Annotated in this window: 9 protein-coding genes; 8 read left to right on the forward strand and 1 reads right to left on the reverse strand. The window is 62.8% G+C overall.

The genetic code is table 11. The annotated features are described in order from the left end of the window. The first annotated feature begins 68 nt into the window (after positions 1–68). The 8 genes from JIN84_RS08055 (at position 69) to JIN84_RS08090 (ending at position 17,728) form a co-directional block, all read left to right on the forward strand. Positions 69–2,483: a DUF1549 domain-containing protein gene (locus JIN84_RS08055; protein ID WP_200350527.1), complete on the forward strand. Its 2,415-nt coding sequence runs from the start codon at positions 69–71 to the stop codon at positions 2,481–2,483. 20 nt (positions 2,484–2,503) lie between these two features. After that, positions 2,504–3,940: a DUF1501 domain-containing protein gene (locus JIN84_RS08060; protein ID WP_200350528.1), complete on the forward strand. Its 1,437-nt coding sequence runs from the start codon at positions 2,504–2,506 to the stop codon at positions 3,938–3,940. A gap of 299 nt (positions 3,941–4,239) precedes the next feature. Next, the gene (locus JIN84_RS08065; protein ID WP_200350529.1) at positions 4,240–5,292 is read left to right on the forward strand and encodes a hypothetical protein; all 1,053 of its coding nucleotides are present in this window, start codon (positions 4,240–4,242) and stop codon (positions 5,290–5,292) included. After that, positions 5,289–6,710, forward strand: coding sequence for a hypothetical protein (locus tag JIN84_RS08070; RefSeq protein ID WP_200350530.1), 1,422 nt, complete (start codon positions 5,289–5,291; stop codon positions 6,708–6,710). Before JIN84_RS08065 ends, JIN84_RS08070 begins: the two co-directional genes overlap by 4 nt. 200 nt (positions 6,711–6,910) lie before the next feature. Then, positions 6,911–11,536: a LamG-like jellyroll fold domain-containing protein gene (locus JIN84_RS08075; RefSeq protein WP_200350531.1), complete on the forward strand. Its 4,626-nt coding sequence runs from the start codon at positions 6,911–6,913 to the stop codon at positions 11,534–11,536. Between the two features lie 79 nt (positions 11,537–11,615). After that, the gene (locus tag JIN84_RS08080) at positions 11,616–12,272 is read left to right on the forward strand and encodes a TPM domain-containing protein (RefSeq protein ID WP_200350532.1); all 657 of its coding nucleotides are present in this window, start codon (positions 11,616–11,618) and stop codon (positions 12,270–12,272) included. Next, on the forward strand, positions 12,269–13,306 hold the full coding sequence (locus tag JIN84_RS08085; RefSeq protein WP_200350533.1) for a hypothetical protein: 1,038 nt from the start codon (positions 12,269–12,271) through the stop codon (positions 13,304–13,306). The genes JIN84_RS08080 and JIN84_RS08085 overlap by 4 nt, the downstream gene beginning before the upstream one ends. 135 nt (positions 13,307–13,441) lie before the next feature. Then, complete coding sequence (locus JIN84_RS08090; protein WP_200350534.1) at positions 13,442–17,728, forward strand: hypothetical protein; 4,287 nt, start codon at positions 13,442–13,444, stop codon at positions 17,726–17,728. Between the two features lie 33 nt (positions 17,729–17,761). Here JIN84_RS08090 and JIN84_RS08095 read toward each other — a convergent pair whose 3' ends face one another. Further along, positions 17,762–18,223 carry a hypothetical protein gene (locus tag JIN84_RS08095; RefSeq protein ID WP_200350535.1) on the reverse strand — a complete coding sequence of 154 codons (462 nt, stop codon included), beginning with the start codon at positions 18,221–18,223 and terminating at the stop codon, positions 17,762–17,764. Between the last annotated feature and the right edge of the window lie 66 nt (positions 18,224–18,289).

Genomic DNA, 18,289 nt, shown 5'->3' on the forward strand with positions numbered 1-18,289 from the left:
CGGTAGGATGCGCTAACTTTGTGGCGTTCCTCCCGTTTTTCGTGTTTCTGGAGATTCCTTTCAAACCCATGACCCTTTCCCAACCGGCTTCACGCAATCGACTGGTGGCATACGGAACCTGCGGCTTCGCCCTGTTTTCCTCGCTGGCGGCGGCACCGGACTTCGTCCACGAGGTCGCGCCGATTCTCAAAAAACACTGCACCGAGTGCCACACCGCCACGAAGAAAAAGGCGGGTTTTTCGATGGATACCGAGGAATCGTTCCGCGCCGGTTCGGAAAACGGTGCGGTCGTCGACGCGGCGCACCCGGAAAAAAGCCTGCTGCTCGAACTGATCTCCACCGACGACGAGGACGTCCGCATGCCGCCGAAGGGCAAGGGCCTGAACGACGAGCAGGTGGAGGTCATCAGGGCATGGCTCGCCGAAGGGGCGAAATGGGAGCCGGGATTCGCCTTCAAGAAACCCGCCTACGAACCGCCGCTGCGCCCACGGAATCCCGAGCTTCCCGCCGCCGTCGATGGCCGGACGAACCCGATCGACCGCATCATCGACCACTACCTGGCTCAGAAAAACGCACCCCGTCCCGCGCCCCTCGACGACACCGCGTTCATCCGGCGCGTCCACCTGGACCTCGTGGGCCTGCTGCCGGACGTGGAAACCGTGCGGACCTTCGCCGCCGACACCTCACCGGACAAGCGGGAGAAACTGGTGGATACCCTGCTCGCCGACAAGACCGCCTACACCGAGCACTGGCTGACGTTCTGGAACGACCTGCTGCGGAACGACTACGCGGGCACCGGCTACATCGACGGCGGGCGCAAGCAGATCAGCGGCTGGCTTTATCAGGCGCTCTACGACAACATGCCGTACGACCAGTTCGTCCGCCAGCTCGTCGCTCCGACGGCGGAGAGCGAGGGATTCGCGGATGGCATCAAGTGGCGTGGCAGCGTCTCCGCCGCGCAGATCACGCCGATGCAGTACGCGCAATCGGTGGGGCAGACCTTCCTCGGCATCAATTTGAAATGCGCCTCCTGCCATGACTCGTTCGTGGACCGCTGGAAGCTCAGCGAGGCCTACGGGCTGGCGGCGATCTATTCGGACGAGCAGTTGGAAATGTTCCGCTGCGACAAGCCCACCGGGAAAAAGGCGGAGCCCGCCTGGCTGTTTCCCGAACTGGGCAGCGTGGACGCCAGCCTGCCGCGGGCGGAGCGCCTGAAGCAGCTCGCCGCGCTCATCACCCACCCGGAAAACGGCCGCACGCCCCGCGCGGTGACGAACCGGCTCTGGCAGCGGCTGATGGGGCGTGGAATCGTGCATCCCGTCGATGCCATGCAGTCGGCTCCCTGGAACGAGGATCTGCTGGATTTCCTCGGGGCGAATCTGGCGGCGAACCATCAGGACCTGAAACAAACCCTGCGGCTGATCTGCCTCTCGCAAGCCTATCAATCCAAGTCCGAGTCGTTCGAGGAAGCGCCGAAGGAACTCGACTATGTTTACAAGGGGCCGCGTCCCAAGCGCCTGACGGCGGAGGAATTCACCGACGCCATCTGGCAGATCTGCGGCACCGCTCCGGGGAAAATCGATGCGCCCGTGACGCGTCATTCCACCGCCGACGGGCCCGGTATTTCCCAGACGGCGGCGTGGCTGTGGTCGGATCTGGCGGAGGTTCCCGCCGGGAAAAAGATCACGCTGCGGAAAAATTTCCAGCTCGCCAAGGTGCCGGATTTCGCCGCCGCCGTTGCCAGCGCGGACAACAGTTTCGAACTTTATGTGAACGGCACCAAGGCGGGCGAGGGAACCAGTTGGGAAGACCCGACCTCCATTCCACTCAACGGCCTGCTGAAATCCGGGCAGAACGAGGTGCTCTTCGTGGTGACCAACGGCGGTGCCGGGCCGAATCCGGCGGGCGGTATTTTCCACGCTTTGCTCAAGCAGGGGGACAAGTGGGCGGAGATCGCCAGCGACACGGGTTGGGAAGCCACGGCGGAGATTCCCGACGCCCGGGGCCGCTTCAAGTCACCGCCGCGCGATTGGAAACCGGCGGTCGCCATCGCCGCAAACCCATGGGCGAAGGCCACGCAGCAAGTCTCCGCCCGGCTCGCCGCGACGGTCACGCCGCTGCCGATGGTGCGTGCCTCGTTGCTGAAGTCCGACCTGCTGATGCGGACGCTCGGCAGGCCGAACCGCGAGCAGATCGTCAGCACGCGCCCGACCGATCTCGCCACCCTGGAGGCGATGGACCTGAACAACGGCGCCATCCTCGACATGCGCCTGGCCGAAGGGGCGAAGGCCCTGCTGGATCGTAAATTCGCCTCCTCCGCCGCGCTGGCCAGCTACGTCTGGCAGGCCGCGCTCGCACGGGACCCGACGCCGGAGGAGATGAGGCTCGCGCTCACCCTGCTCGGCACCAAGCCGGGAGTCACCGCCACGCAGGATTTCCTGTGGGGCATCTTCATGCTGCCGGAGTTCCAGATCGTCCGTTAATTTTCACAAAACCACCCGCCATGTCACCGCTTCCGCTCGACCCCGACCAACCGCGCCGGGATTTCCTGAAAAAACTCTCCGCCGCCTCGGTCGCCGCGTTGATGTCCCGTGGTCCGCGCGCGTCCGCCGAGACGATCATCCAGCCGAAGGCCACGGCGGATGCCTGCATCCTGCTCTGGATGGGCGGCGGGATGGCGGCGCCGGAGACCTTCGATCCCAAACTTTACCAGCCGTTTGAAAAGGGCGCGCCCGTTTCCAAAATGCTGTCCACCTTCCCCGCCATCGATACTTCGGTGGACAACATCAAGATCTGCAAGGGCCTGGAAAAAATCGCGAAGGTGATGGACCGCGCGACGCTCATCCGCTCGGCGGTGCAGCCGGACCTTGGTTCGATTCTGCACTCGCGGCACCAGTACCACTGGCACACCGGCTACGTGCCGCCGCAGACCGTCGCCGCGCCGCACATCGGCGCGTGGATGGCGAAGGTGCTCGGGCCGAGAAATCCGGTGATGCCCGCTTTCATCAACATCGGCCAGCGGCTTGAAGGCGTGGGTGAGTCCGAGGAACTCAAGGCCTTCACCACGGGAGGATTCTTCGGCTCGGAGTTCGGCCCGATGAACCTGCCGTTCCCTTCGGAAGCGATGCTCGCGGTGCGCCCGCCGAAAGGCATGGAACCGGGACGTTTCTCCAACAGGCGGGCGTTTTTCAAGAATCTGGTGGACCGCAATCCACACCGCGACCTGATGTCCGACTACCAGCAGGAGTCCATGCTGCGCTCGTTGGAAAGCGCGCACCGCCTGCTGTCCGCACCCGAGGCGAAGGCCTTCGATCTCAGTCTGGAATCCGCCGCGACCCGTGCCGCCTACGGCGACAGCCACTTCGGCCAGGGCTGCCTGCTCGCACGGAATCTGGTGGCGAATGGAGCGCGCTTCGTGGAGGTCACCACGGAATATGTCCCCTTCCTGAACTGGGACACCCACGCGGACGGCCACGCGGTGGTGGAGCGCATGCACCGGGAGATCGACTCACCCGTCGCCCGCCTGATCCAGGATCTGGAGGAAAGGAAATTGCTCGACCGCACGCTGGTGATCATCGCCTCGGAATTCAGCCGGGACGCGATGATCGAGGGCGTGCCCGGGTCCACCGCCAAGGATCAGGCGACGGTGCAATCGGATGTTTTGCTGGAATCGAAACACTACGGACTGCACCGCCATTTCACCGGTGGTTCGTCGGTCGTCATGTTCGGCGGTGGGATGAAGCGCGGCTTCCTCTACGGTTCCACGGCGGACGAGCGGCCGTTGATCGCGACGAAGAACCCGGTCTCCATCACCGATCTCCACGCAACCATCTTCACGGCGATGGGCATCAGCCCGAAGATGATGTATGAGGTGGAGCAGCGTCCGTTTTATGCGACCGAGGACGGCAAGGGCGTCGCGGTGAAGGAGATCTTCGCGTGAGGGGGCAGTGGTTCGGATCGATCCGGAAGTGGTGATGGCGAGGGATGCCTAGCCGCTCGTTCCCGAGCAACTGAAGTTCCCTCGATACCCGTTTACAAAGAATTTACAGAAGTCTCCGGAGTCTCGGGGGAGGTGCCAATCCCCGCAGGATCAATCCTTTCTATCAGATTTGCCGTCGCGACGGGTGTCGACCCGCGTGGAGAGATCTCGACAGATCGAATCGTCCCGTTAGTCAACGTGAATGGTTGAAACGCCCCGCATGATTTGCATCCGGGGAATTTCCGACAACTGATCAAACAATGGATACCACGTGTCATTCATGGTGGAAAATAGCCGGCGGTATCGGGTTGGCCGCGCTGGCGGCGGGCATTGTGGTTTGCATCCGTCTGGCGGCAGCCACCCCGCTGGCGGTGCCGCCGCCCGCGGCCCCCGCTACTAGGGATGGCGTAGTCGAAAGGACGCCCGAACCGGCTGAGATGCCGCGGGATCTGCTGCTGCCGGAGAAGAATGCGGCGCTGGTAAGATGGATGGAAGAGCACCCGGACCAGATGATGGACGGGATCGACAGGATGGAAGACCGTGAGCAAGCCGCCGCCTTGGCGAAGGTGCTGGTGGAAGCGGTGGGTGGAATGCATTACGATCTCCTGCTGGATTGGCTGGCGCGGCAGAAGGATCCGAAGCTCGCGGCGTTGGTTTTCCGCGGTCTGATTCCGCGATTGATCCGTGAGAACCCGGATCAATGCATTTCCATCGCATTCGCCCTGGGCCACGGCGAGGAGGCGAGACTCGCGCGAGATGAATTTTTCTTCGCCCTGCCGCTGGAGCAGCGCGTGCGCTTGGTGAAGCGGCTGGGCCCGGAGGAAAGGGCGTGGCTCCTGAGCCGGCGCGCCACCGGTTTCGGCGAGAGGGCACCCGAGCTCTGTCTGGAAATGATCCGCGAACTGCCGGAATTCGGGCACACCCGCGAGGCGCTGGCGAAGCTGGTGAAGGCCTGGGCCGGCGGTGCGAATGTCTACCACCTGGCCGACCCCATGTCCGCGGTGAGAGGTGTGATGACGATCGAGAACGCGGAGATGCGTCGGCAGGGCCTGCGGGTGGCGACCTTCGAGTGGTCAGGACCGGACCCGGATCTCGCTGCGGCATGGGTGAACAAACTCCCCGCCGGGCCGGATCGGGACGCGGCCATCGAGGGAATGGTAAAACGCTTTTCCGCGGATCATCCGGAGAGGGCGCAGGAATGGGCGGCTGCGATCACGGACGAAACGCTGCGCCGGAAAGCAAGCGAAGAGGCGGCTCAAAAAAAGACTTCCGCCAAGGATAAGGAGAAGGAGAAGGAGACGGGCAAACCATGAAGACGTCATTTGGAAAAAACCTCAAACACGCGACCGCCTGGATCGCGATTGGCACGGGTGTTCTGACCGGTGTTTTGCTTCCACTCCCGCAACGGGAAACATCCCCCGGCGACGCGGCGACGAGAAGCGCGTCCGCTCCTGCGCGCGGAGACGAGGTTTCCACCAGAAGCCGTCTGGAGATACCGGAACAAATCACCGGCGCGTGGGCCGCCGCCTGTGCGAAATCCAGGCCGGAGGAATTTTTCCGCTGGCTGCTCAAGGCGGATCCCCAGCCGGCGCCGGAGGTGGTGGAGGAGTTCTTCAGCGCGTGGATCGCGCGGAATCCGGACGCCGCCTACCGCGCCGCCCTCCGCCTTCCCCCGCGCTTCGGCTATGACCGGGAGAACCGGTTTTTCTTTAACAAGCTGCTCCGGGAAACCCTGGCCAGCGATCCGGCGGCCGCCCTGCGCTGGGCCGGGCGGCTGGACGGGGTCGTCACGGGAGGCTTTACCCTGAGATTGGCGGATGAAAACTTCAAGCACCTCGACCGACTGAACCCCGGAGAGGTCCGGGTCGCGCTCGACAATCTGCCCATCGGCGGTCTGACGGTGGCGATGGCCGATATTTACGCGAGTTTTCTCGCCCGTACGGACGCGGCTGCCGCCCTCCGCTGGGCGACGTCCTTGGGTGTGGACCACCAGAACGCCCTGATGCCGATGGCCCTCTACCATCTGTTGAAAAAAGATCCCGCCGCGGCACTGGAATTCATCAAGACCGCTCCTTCGAGCATCCGGCAATACGCCGCGACCAGCGCTTTCGACACAAGCTCGGCTCCCGCCATTTTCGCCGGAATGAAATGGCTGCAGGAAGAGATGGGAGTCTCCGCCTACACCGGCCTCAGCAACCTGTTGAACCCTCTCTACAGGGCCGATCCCAAGGCGGCGCAGGCATACGTGGAATCCCTCGGCGAGCGCGGCCAGCAGGTCGCGGCCGTGCGGGGACTGGCGGAGGCCGCATCTGACAAACCCGAGGATTTTGTCTCGCTGATCGGCGGTCTCCGGGAGGATATGCAACTGGAGGCGGTGAACTCGGCGATGCTGCATCGCATGCCCTCATGGTATCCCGCCTTCCTCGGCCCGCTGAACGACGGTTCGATCCGCGAGGAGAATATGGAGGGCTACATCCACCAACTGGCGGTTTTTCTGGATGGAGAGACGGGCCCGTCCTACGGGGGAACGCAGATGACCTGGAAGGTCACGGACGTCCCTGAGCACCTGGCCGAGTTTCAGGACTGGATCCGGGATCACCCCGGCCCGAACCGCGACCGCTTCATCCGCGAGGCCTACAAGGTGCAAAAGGACCAGCCGGAAGTCCTGCAAAAGGCGTTTGAGAAAGTCCCCGCGGAGGAGCTGAAGAGGATTTTGGACGGCAGGGATTGAAAGGGCGGGTGCCGGGGAACGGGAGCCGAGCCATCACCCGTGGGCGGGCTGGTCCGGAAAACCGTCACCGAGCGCGGCTTGATCTGCGGACCCCGGCCACTAGAATCCGGTTGTCACATGACGGACTGCTGATTTTCCAGCTGTCCAAAACCCCAAACCCAATGACTCAAAAAACGCCTTTCGCCGGGATTCTCCGGTGGATGAAATCGTTGCCCGTGATGATCGCGGGCGGGCTTTCGCTTTCGCTCGGTGCGATGGCGGGCACGCCCGGCCTCAACGCTCCTGAGGCCGTCGGACCTTTCCTGAACAACGCGTTCCCCCATGCGGAGCCGACCGGTGCCAGCGATTGGACGGTGCAGGAGACCTTCAACGGCATCAACATCCGGCTGCCGATGTGTCTCGCGCCCTATCCCGGGACGAACCGGCTGATCTGCGTCGCGAAGGAAGGGCGGGTTTATACTTTTGAAAACGACCCGGCGGCGAACACGACGCATCTGTTCCTCGACCTGAGCAACATCGTTTTCACGGACAGCGACTGCGGGATGACGTGGCTGGTGTTCCACCCGGAGTTCGGCCAGCCGGGTTCGCCGAACCGCGACTACGTCTACATCACCTACAAGTGGAAACCCGCCGGGGGAAATGGCAACGAGTCCTATTGGCGGCTGGCGCGTTTCACCGTGACCACCGGCGGCAACGGCCTGCCGGTCGCGGATCCCGCCAGCGAGCAGATCCTCATCCAGCAGTACGACCAGCAGCAGTGGCATGACAGCGGGTGCATGGTCTTCGGTCCCGAGGGGTATCTTTATATCGGCATCGGTGACGAAGGCGGCTCGAACGACCAGTATAATGACGGCCAGAAGATCAACGACCGCCTGTTCTCCGGCATCCTGAGGATCGATGTGGACAAGAAGGCGGGCAGTCACCCGATCCGCCGTCAGCCCCTGCGCCACCCCGCGACGCCCGCCGCCTGGCCGGACAGCTACACCGCGAATTACACGATCCCGGATTCGAACCCGTTCGTGGATGCGGGCGGTGGAAACCTCGAGGAGTTCTACGCCATCGGCCTCCGCCAGCCCTACCGGTTTTCCTACGACAACGTGTCCGGCCTGATGTGGCTGGCGGAAAGCGGGCAGGACACCCGCGAGGAGCTGGACATCATTACGGCAGGGGCGAATTTCGGCTGGCCGTTCCGCGAGGGCAGCATCGCCCGGCCGACCGGGCCACAGCCGCCGGTGGTGCCGAGTCCGCTCATCGGGACGCTGAAGGAGCCGATCTGGGATGCCAGCCACGCCACCGACGCCTGCACGGTGGGAGGATTCGTCTATCGGGGCACCACCCATCCGGCGCTGGTGGGGAAATATCTCACGGTGGACAATGTCACCAGCCACATCCGCGCGCACACCTACGATGGCACCATCGCGACCAACGACCTGCTGACGGACATGCCGAGCGGCAGTGTTTACAGCGGGACATCCACCATCGGCTGGGATCAGGCGGGAGAACCGATTTTTGTGAAAATCAATGGCACGGGGACACGCGGGCGTTATTTCAAGCTGGCGACCGTCCCTGCGGCGACGACGCGCGCGGGCTGGTTCCGTTTCGAGGATCAGGCGGCGGACAATGTTTCGGGATACGTCGCGGACAATCCGGAGCACGCCGCGGAAAACACCGTGGCCCGGGGAGTGAGGTTGCTGGCGGATGACGACGGGGAGGGAGCCAGTGCGAACGTTTTTTACAATGAGGGCAGCGGCCTGGGCCCGACCGGATTTCCCGCCAACACGCGGGGTGTCCACATGGCGGCGGGGGATGCGGACGGATGGCCGGGCAATCTGGCGGGGGATCTGCACACGGAATCGAAGCTCGGGGTGATCAACGATTTCACCGTCGAGCTGAGCTTCCGGCCCGCGGCGGGTTCGCTCGGCGGAGGCTACCAGTGTTTCATCGGGCTGGACGGACAGACCGGCACCACACCACCGGCGGATGGTGAGGACGGTCCGGCGCTCCAGCCGTTCCGCCTCATGCGCTGGGGCCGGAACGATGCCGGTGCCACCACCTTTCCTCTCGCGAACGGGGATCTGTTCCTGAATGTGCGGACCATCAACCCGGCGACCAACACCTGGACCACCGTGCCGCTCAAGGTGCTGCCGGCCGGGTCATTCACCGGTGACACTTGGTATCACCTGGCGATCATCGGGGATGTGGCGGCTGGAACGCTCACCGTTTTCCGCCATGACGCGGGAAGCTACACCCAGATCGCCCAAGCCACCGGCTACGTCGGAAACCTGCAGTCCGGCGTGTGGTCGGTGGGGCGGGGATTTTACAATGGAAATGCGGCGGACTGGGTGACGGGCGCCGACTTCGACGAAGTCAGGATCACCGACGAAGCGCTGCCACCCTCCAAATTCCTCTATGGCAGCCAACCGGTCATGCCGATGATTCCGGTGGTGGACCCGCCGCCGTTGCTTTCGCAGACGGGAGCGTTTTCAAATCTCGCCACGCTGGCCCCCGCGCCGGGCGTGGTGCCCTACACGGTGAACGCGCCGCTGTGGTCGGATCGCGCGGCGAAGATGCGCTGGATCGCGCTGCCGAACGACGGCGCGCACGACACCCCGGCGGAGAAGATCGTTTTCCAGCCCGAGGAAAATTGGAAATTCCCGACCGGCACCGTTTTCATCAAGCACTTCGAACTACCGGTGGATGACGCGGCTCCGTCCGTCCACCGCCGTCTCGAAACCCGCTTCATCATCATGCCCACCGAGGGCGAGCCGTTCGGATTCACCTACCGCTGGCGGCCGGATGGCAGCGACGCGGAGCTGCTGCCCGCCGGGCTCGACGAGCAGATCGACATCGCCACCACGGACGGGGGAGTCCGCCAGGAAACGTGGACCTACCCGGGCAGGAGCGACTGCCGGTTCTGCCACAATGGCAACGCGGGCTACATCCTCGGCGTGAAAACCCAGCAGCTCAACGGCGACATGACCTACCCGCTCACCGGACGCACCGCGAACCAGCTTGAGACGCTCGGCGCGCTCGGGTGGTTCGATGGCTCCTACCGGCCGGACCTCGTCGGCTGGATGTTGAAAAGCCACAACGTCGCGGAGACAACGGCGGATCTCACCGAACGCGTCCGTTCCTACATCGATTCAAATTGTTCCCAGTGCCACCAGCCGGGCGGGGTGCGGGCCTTTTTCGACGCGCGGCTCACGACTCCCATCGAACGGCAGGGACTGATCTTCGGCGAACTCGAAACCACCTACGGCGACGACCTCAACCGCATCATCCGGCCTGGTGATCCGGGCCGTTCCATCATGCTGCGCCGAATGGGTTCGCTGGCGGAAATCAAGATGCCTCCCATCGCCAAGCACATCGTGGATCAGGCGGCGATCCAGCTCATGACGGATTGGATCAACAGCCTCGGCACCGGCCCTCTCGTCAGGCTGACCGGCCCGGCCACCACCACGGGGCCGTTCGCGGTGGACGTGCGTTTCACGCAGGAGGTCACCGGCCTCACGGTCCAGGACTTCGACATCCGGGGCGGCACCGCGACAGGATTGACCGGGAGCGGGACCGACTACGTGCTTTCGGTCGCTACCGCCAATGTGGATCAGGTGAAAATCACCCTGCCCGCGGACGCGGCTCGGAATGCGGGGAACGCCGGCAACTACGAGTCCAACAGGTACGTGCAGGCGGTGGTCGAGCCGCCGGGCGTCGATCCGGACGGACTGCTGGCCTGGTACCGGCTGGATGACGCCAGCGGCACCGTGGCCAAGGATGTTTCGGCGTCGGGCGGGCATCATGGAACGCTTGTCGGGACGACACCACCCGCGTGGGGTGCCGGAAATTTCAACGGCGGGCTTGTTTTCAACAACTCGAACCGGGTGGAGATCCCGAACATCGTCGGCAACGATTTCTCATTCTCCTTTTGGATGAAAACCTCACAGGGCTTCCCGAGAGCCGACTCGGGCGCGCAGGGAGCATCGCTGTTTTTCTGCGATACTCCGGGCAATGCCTCGGATTTCATCATCGCCGGCACGCGTTCGTCGGGGGCGACGGGGTCGGTCAACCGGATCACCGTGATGACCGGTGTGAACAGTGCGACGGCGTCCATCCAGAATCACGGAGTCACGAGCGTGAACGACGGCCAGTGGAAACATATCGTCGTGACCCGCGCGAAGACCTCCGGCGAGGTGAGGATTTACATCAACGGAACCCTGGACAAGGCGGGCACCGGCAGCACCACCACGCTGGTGTCGAATCCGGTGATCTCCATCGGCGCCACTCCGGGAAACCCCGGCGCCAGCTACGTCGGTGGTTTGGATGAGATCCGGATTTACAACAAGGTGCTTTCCCAAGCGGAAATCACGGCACTCTTGTCCGGACCACCGGACCCTCCCGCTCCGACGTTGGCCGCCGCGTCCACGGCCTACGACGACTGGACGAAGGCATGGTTCCCCGGCATCCATCATCTGCAGGGCGACCGGACCGCGGGCCTGGATTTCGATCACGACGGGATCACCAACTTCGGCGAGTTCGCCTACGGGGTGAATCCCCAGGTCCATGATGGCATCAGCGTTCCGCTGACCCGGGCCACACCGGACGGCCCGGTGGTGCTCAGCTACATCGCGCTCAGGGACAAGTCCGCCGCCGGATACCAGGTGATGGTGTCGGACGATCTTCTCGGCTGGACGGACGCCGCGCCGCACATCATCTCGTCATCCGCCGAGCCTTTGGCGGGGACCGACTACGAGAGGGTGACGGTCACCTACGCCCCCCCGCCGGACGGGGCCGGAAAACAGTTCTTCAGCATCCGGGCGATCCAGCGTTGAGGAAGGTAATTAGCGCATCTTAAATGATTCGCTTTGACCTGCCATGGAACTTTCGTATAAGAATACATCCTTTCCGACCATGAAATGTCCCCGTTGTGTCCAGCGCATCCACCGAGCCGCGGCGTCCTGCCCGCACTGTGGATTCACGCTCGCTGACGCCGATGCGAATTTCGGTTCGGAAGACGTTCGGCTCCGTTGTCTCACGGACAGCGCGGGGATTCTCCGCCGTGGCGACCGCCCGACGGTGGAGGCGGCGATGGAGAAGATTTCCCGCCGTTTCCCGCAGATTTTCGTCGCGGTTTACACCGGTTCGCTCGGTGAGGTCGCGAACATCCGGCAGTTCGGCTTCTGGCTGCTGAACCGCGCCGCGTTCGAGGACGTGCCGGTGGAGAAACCGAATGAAGCGGGCATTCTGATCACCATCGATCCCGAATCCAAGGCCGCGGGCATGGTTTTCGGCTATCTGCTCGATCCGTTTTTGGATGAGTCCGATACCTTCGACTGTCTCACCCGCGCCCACTCCCACTGGCTGGAGGGCCGCTATGCGGATGGCATTTTGCGCGTGATCTCCCACCTGGATGTCGTGCTCCGCAAGCGCAGCCGCCAGGCGCGGCGCGACCCGGAACACTTCGAGCGCAAGGCGGGCCTCCGCGCTCGTCCGGGGGACGTCGTGCGTGGCATCCGTGCGGGTCACGGCCACGCGGCGGAGGAGAAAGCGGAGGAGGTCCATCGGTGAAGATTCCGGCCATTGTTGGTATCACAGCCTGTCTGGCCTCCATCGCGCTGGCCTCCGACGAACCACCGCTTCCGGCATGGGAAACCCGGCAGCGCGCCGAGCGCGAGGCGGACGGCTGGCTGGCGGGTGCGGTTTTGCTGACAGACGATCCGATCCCCGGAGAACCGGAAAGAGCCGCCGCGGAGGCCTTGGAAGCACCTTCGCCGGATGAGATCGCGGGGGATGCCACCGTGTTTCCCGAACTGCCGGAAAAGTTCCTGCCCGACTATTTTGCGGAGCGTCCGAAGAGTTTTCTCGTGGATCCCCAAGGCCTGCTGGCTCCCGCCGACTACCAGGACCGTCTGGGTTTCCTCAATTATCACGCCAGCGACTCGTCCATCGACCTCTTCGTCTACCTGCTGGAAAAGGATCAGGAAATCCCGGCGGACGTCAGGGACGAGGAAATGATGGAGCGTCTTTTCAACGAGGGCCGGCCCGCGGCCGTGGTCTTCTATTATCTGGGTGCGCCACAACGGTCCGTCATCTCGTTGAGTCCGTCGCTCACCGGTTCCATCTCGACGACCGAACAGCGGCGCGCCTTGGAAAGCTCGGTCATGCAGGCGTCCGAACGCACGATCCCTGCGGAACAGCTTGAGAAGTTCCTCGGCCAGATGTCGGTCCGCATCTATTGGATGGAGCGCATGCTTTCATCCACCCTGGACATCCGGCCGCATCCGGGCGCCGAGGGGGCGGCCATTGTTGAAAAGAAAGCGGCGGCCGCGCCCGCGCCCCATGGCAAATTCGCCTGGGTGAAGGAAGCCGCCGCGAAAGCGGCGCTGCCGGCCTCGGCACTGGCCGGGCTCCTGCTCGCGGCATTCGGATTGACCCGTTGGCTCCGGGCGCGCGCGCGTCATCGTTTCCCCGAGCTTGAGGTGGAACCCCGCTTGGGAGGATCGCACGCGGCGGGGGTGGGTGCCGTCATTTCGTTCTCCAGCGCCTCGGTGCCACCCGCCTCCCAGCGGGATCAGATGCCGGATTACCTGCGGCGCATGTGACGGGGCGGTTCCGGGCTTCGGGGAAATCACTTCCGATTTTGGAACTTGTAAAAGATCTCCGGTCACATCATTTGCATGCGCCGTCATTGCCGCTTTTTCCGCATCCCTGTCATTGTTAGGAATCCCCCTCGGAGTATGTTTTTCAAGCAAATCATCAGTATTGTCTCATCACTTGTCGTAACATCCTCCATCGCCGAGGCTACGCCGGTTCACGATGATTTCGCCAACAGCATCGGGATCACCGCACCTCTTCCCGTCTCGATCGACGGTGATAACAAGGGAGCCACGTTGGAAGCCGGCGAACCGGACCCGGGCGCGGGAGGCGGGGCTTCCGTCTGGTACCGATGGACAGCACCCTCGAACGGCGATTTCGAAATAAAGCTTTTGGACAAAGGGCCCGATGCCAACCTGAGGATTTTCACGGGCGGCTCGGTGGACTCGCTCCAGCAGCTTTCGAGAACCCGGACGAGGAGTGTCATCGCAGCCGTTTCCGGCACGACCTACCAGTTTTCCGTTCATGCGGCATTTGGACAAGAAGGGAGCTTCGGGCTGGCGATCCGTCCCATCACACCCCCGGTGAACGATCATTTCGCCAATGGCTTTGTCATTCCTCCGGGGCTTCCCGTCACCCTGTCGGGCTCGCATGTGGATGCGACGTGGGAAACAGGCGAGGCATATCCTGTCTCACAAAAGGAAGCGTCGGTGTGGTACCGGTGGACCGCACCCGCCAGCGGCAGCTATGAAATCAGCCTTCCCCAGTGGGATTTGAAATCAACGTTTCACGTGTTCACGGGAGACGCCCTGGACGCCCTCAAGCCGATCGCGTCGTCCGATTTCCGGGAATCCATCGCCGCCACCGCCGGCACCACCTATCATATCTCCGTCGTGGGAAAGAGCGGAGTCCAGGGGGCGTTCAAGCTGGGCATCCGGGCGAACGGTCCTCCGGCGAACGACAACTTCGCGAACCGGATCGTGATCCCGGCGGGACTGCCTGTCTCCCTTTCCGGATCGAACCTGTCCGCGACGCTGGAGACCGGCGAGCCCTATTTCATGGATAACAGGGCGTCCGTCTGGTATCAGTGGACCGCTCCTTCCACCGGAAATTTCAGAATCAACACCATTTTTCCCCATAATTCGGAACCGGTGATCCGGATCTTCACGGGGAATTCCCTGGAGTCGCTCCATCACGTGGCTTCCGCTTACAATGGACGGAGCAGCATCGCCGCCACCGCCGGCACGACCTATCAGATCGCCGTCCAGGGATTCCATGGTTATCCGACTTCGTCCGGGTATGTGGAGCTGGGTACGTTCCAACTGGAAATCCGGGAGCCGTCACCGCCGTTGAACGATCGCTTTTCCCAAGGCATCATGATTCCCCCGGGGCTTCCCGCTTCGGTGAGGGGATCGAACGTCGATGCCACGCTGGAGCCGGGGGAATTGAGCCCGGACCAGGATGGCGGGGCATCCGTTTGGTACCGCTGGGTGGCTCCCGCCAGCGGTAAATTCGTCATCAGCCTGCCATACAAGAGTTTTTCTTCCGTCCTGCATGTCTTCACCGGGAATGCGTTCAATCATCTCACCCCCGTCGTCACGACTTCCTCCAACGCCATCACCATCACGGCCACCGCGGGGACCATCTATCAGATCGCCGTTCATGGATATGGGCCGGAGCTGACGGGAGAGTTCGAGCTGGCGGTCCGCGCGGTGCTGGCGCCCGGCAACGATCACTTCGCGAACCGCTTCATGATACCGTCCGGGCTTCCCGTTTCTGTCGAGGGCTCGCAGGTGGATGGAACCCGGGAGGAGGGTGAACCGGATCCGAGCGGCGGTGGAGGGGTCTCCGTCTGGTACCGCTGGACGGCTCCCTCCAGCGGAAATTTTCAAATCAGTTTCGTGAACCACGATGTTTACGCATCACAACTCAATGTCTACACCGGGAATTCCATCAACTCCCTGAATCCGGTCGCCTCGGTTTTCACCCGAACGGTGATCAAGGCCACCGCGGGGACGGAGTACCAGTTCAGGATCGAAGGGGCCCGGTTGGGCGAGGCGGGATTCGAGCTGGCGATCCGCCAGCTCCTGCCGCCTGCGAACGACGATTTCGCCGCACGGATCGTGATACCGGAGGGACTTCCCGCCTATGTCATGGGCAGCAGCGAGGGAGCCGGCATCCAGCCGGGCGAGCTGAACCCGGAGAATGCCGTCGATGTGGCGTCTGTCTGGTACAGCTGGACCGCGCCTGCGACCGGTAACTATGAATTCAGCGTTCCACGTCTCAATGGAGTCGGCCATCCGCTGGACATCTATAGCGGGAGCACGTTGGAGACCCTCACTCCTGTCACGAGGATCACTTATTGGGGAACCATCGCAGCCACGGCCGGAACCACCTATCAGATCGCCGCCAGTGGAAGTTATGGCGGCCAGTCTCCTTTCCAGTTCGTCATCCGCCGGAAAACCTCCCCGGTGAACGACCATTTCGCCAATTCCATCGTAATACCCTCCTCGGTTCCGGTGGATCAGCCCGGATCGAATGTGAATTCCTCCGATGAGTCCGGCGAACCGAAGCACGGCGATTATGAAGGATCGACCGTCTGGTATCGTTGGACCGCCCCTGCCGCGGGAGTTTACAAGATCGGTGTGGCGGATGGCGATCTGGACCTCGCGCTCGATGTCTATACGGGCAGCTTGCTGAGGTCGCTGACTCCGGTGGTATCGAACGCGTCACAAAAACCGTTCATCGCCACCGCGGGCACCACCTACCAGATCGCATTGTACGGAGTGGGCGGCGACCAGGGTGCGTTCCAGCTTGAGATACGCCAGGCGGCTCCGCCCAAGAACGACTTGTTCGCAAATGGAACCGTGATCCCCGCCGCGCTCCCGGCCTTCGAGATCGGAACGAACGTGGTGGCGGCCTTGGAAACGGGCGAACCGGCGTCTTCCGGTGGCAAGGCGTCGGTCTGGTATCAATGGAAACCCACTTCCAGCGGCAGTTTCGAAATCAGGGTGCCTGTGAGCGGCTTCTATCCGATCCTTCGTGTGTTCACCGGAAACGCGGTGAACACTCTGGCCTCCGTGGCGTCCGGCAACCGCACGGTCACGATCAACGCCATCGCGGGAACGAACTATCGCATCGCCGTTCTCGGAGACGAAGGCGGCCAGGGCGAATTCCAATTGCAGATACGGGCGGCGCTCCTTCCCCCGGCGAACGACCAGTTTGCCAACAGGATCGCCATTCCCACCGGAGTGCCGGTCTTTTTCTCCGGGACAAATGTGGCGGCGACCATGGAAGCGGGCGAGCCCGATCCTGGCACCGGAAACGTGTCGTCGGTTTGGTACCGCTGGACGGCTCCGAAGAGCGGGAGTTACGAAATCCAGAGCATCCGCGGCGATTTCGACACGTATCTGCGCATTTTCACAGGGACATCGGTGGGCGGCCTGAGCCCCGTCGCTTCAGGCTCGCTGCGGAAATCCTTCAACGCCATCGCCGGCACCACCTACCAGATCTCGGTGCATGGGAGTTATGGAGGGAAAGGACTGTTCAATCTGGAAATCCACGAGAATGTGGCGAGGCCCGGGAACGATGATTTCTCCGCCAGGACCGCCCTGTCTGAATCGAATGTCACCACGAACGGCTCCAACCAGAACGCGACACTCGAATCCGGCGAGCCGAATCTTCATCAAAACGGCGGCGCATCCATCTGGTACAGTTGGAGACCGCCGGTGAGCGGCTATTTCAGGATCTCAACCCACGGCAGCGGTTTCGATACCATCCTCCAGGTGTTCACCGGAAGTTATGTCGCCCAGTTGCAGGCCGTCGCCTCCAATGACAATGCCTCGGATGTGATCAACACCAGCGAACTCGAATTTTACGCCCGTGCGAACGTCAGGTATAACATCGCCGTTCTCGGATACCGCGGAGCCCGGGGAAATTCCGTTCTGAATATCGAGCCATCGGCTCTCGGGGCTCTCCAGCAATGGTCGATGTCGTATGGCTTGGATGGTCCATACCTGATCCCAAGCGCCTCTCCCCGGCAGGATGGAATTTCGAATCTGTTGAAATTCGCGTTCAACATGGACCCGACGGTCGCTTCGTCAGGCGCGTCAAGCCAGCTTCAGCCGGGCGAGGGAACGAGCGGGCTTCCTGCCATCAGGCGTGTTTCGGGCGGGCTCAGGATCGATTACCTGCGCCGGAAGGATTCGCCGGGATTGAAATACCGTCCGCAGTTCTCGTCCACCCTCGGTGAGGATGATGGCGAGGGTGGATGGTCGGATGCCAGGGAACAGGACCAGCAGGTCCAGAATGTGAACTCCTATTTGGAAAGGGTGATCGTCCAAGATCCGGACTCTGGCGCGAACGCTGGCGCGGACGCTGGCGAAACGAGGTTCGGACGCGTCGTCGTCGAGCTGGAGCCTGCCCGATAAACCCCACGAAATCCCGTTGGAATCCGATCGACTTCAATAGTCCGCGGGGTCCGCACGGTGCATGACGATCTGGTAGCCGTCGCGCTTGAAGATCACCCCCTTGGAGGTGGTGTCCAACTGCCAGTCGGCCTTGGCCACCGCCTTGTTGGAGCCTTCGGCGTAGGTGTTGCCGATCATGATGTTCCCTTGTTTTGGGAAATACTGCCACACCATGATGCGGACGCGGACTTTCGGATTCTCGCGGAGGGAAACGGCGACCTTGCCGCTCATGGTCCCGCTGGTGATGCCTTTGCCGAAATCAAGGAACCATTCCTGATCGGTGCCCATCGGGAAGATCGGGTCCGTGCTGGAAGCGATCTTGTAGATGCCCTTGAACTGGCCGGACGAGGAATCCGGGATGTCGGCGTGGGAGAGCGGGGCCACAAGGAACATCGCGGCCACGGTTGGGATGGTGGAGAGTTTTCCGAAAGAGCGAAGGAGAGTTTGTGTGTCCATGCCTCCTTCCTAGCGGGTGGCGTGCCCGCGTCGGAAAGCCATGATAATCAATGGTGGATTGGCCGT

It is taken from the genome of Luteolibacter yonseiensis, from assembly GCF_016595465.1.
In the GTDB taxonomy this organism is placed as follows: Bacteria; Verrucomicrobiota; Verrucomicrobiia; order Verrucomicrobiales; family Akkermansiaceae; genus Luteolibacter; species Luteolibacter yonseiensis.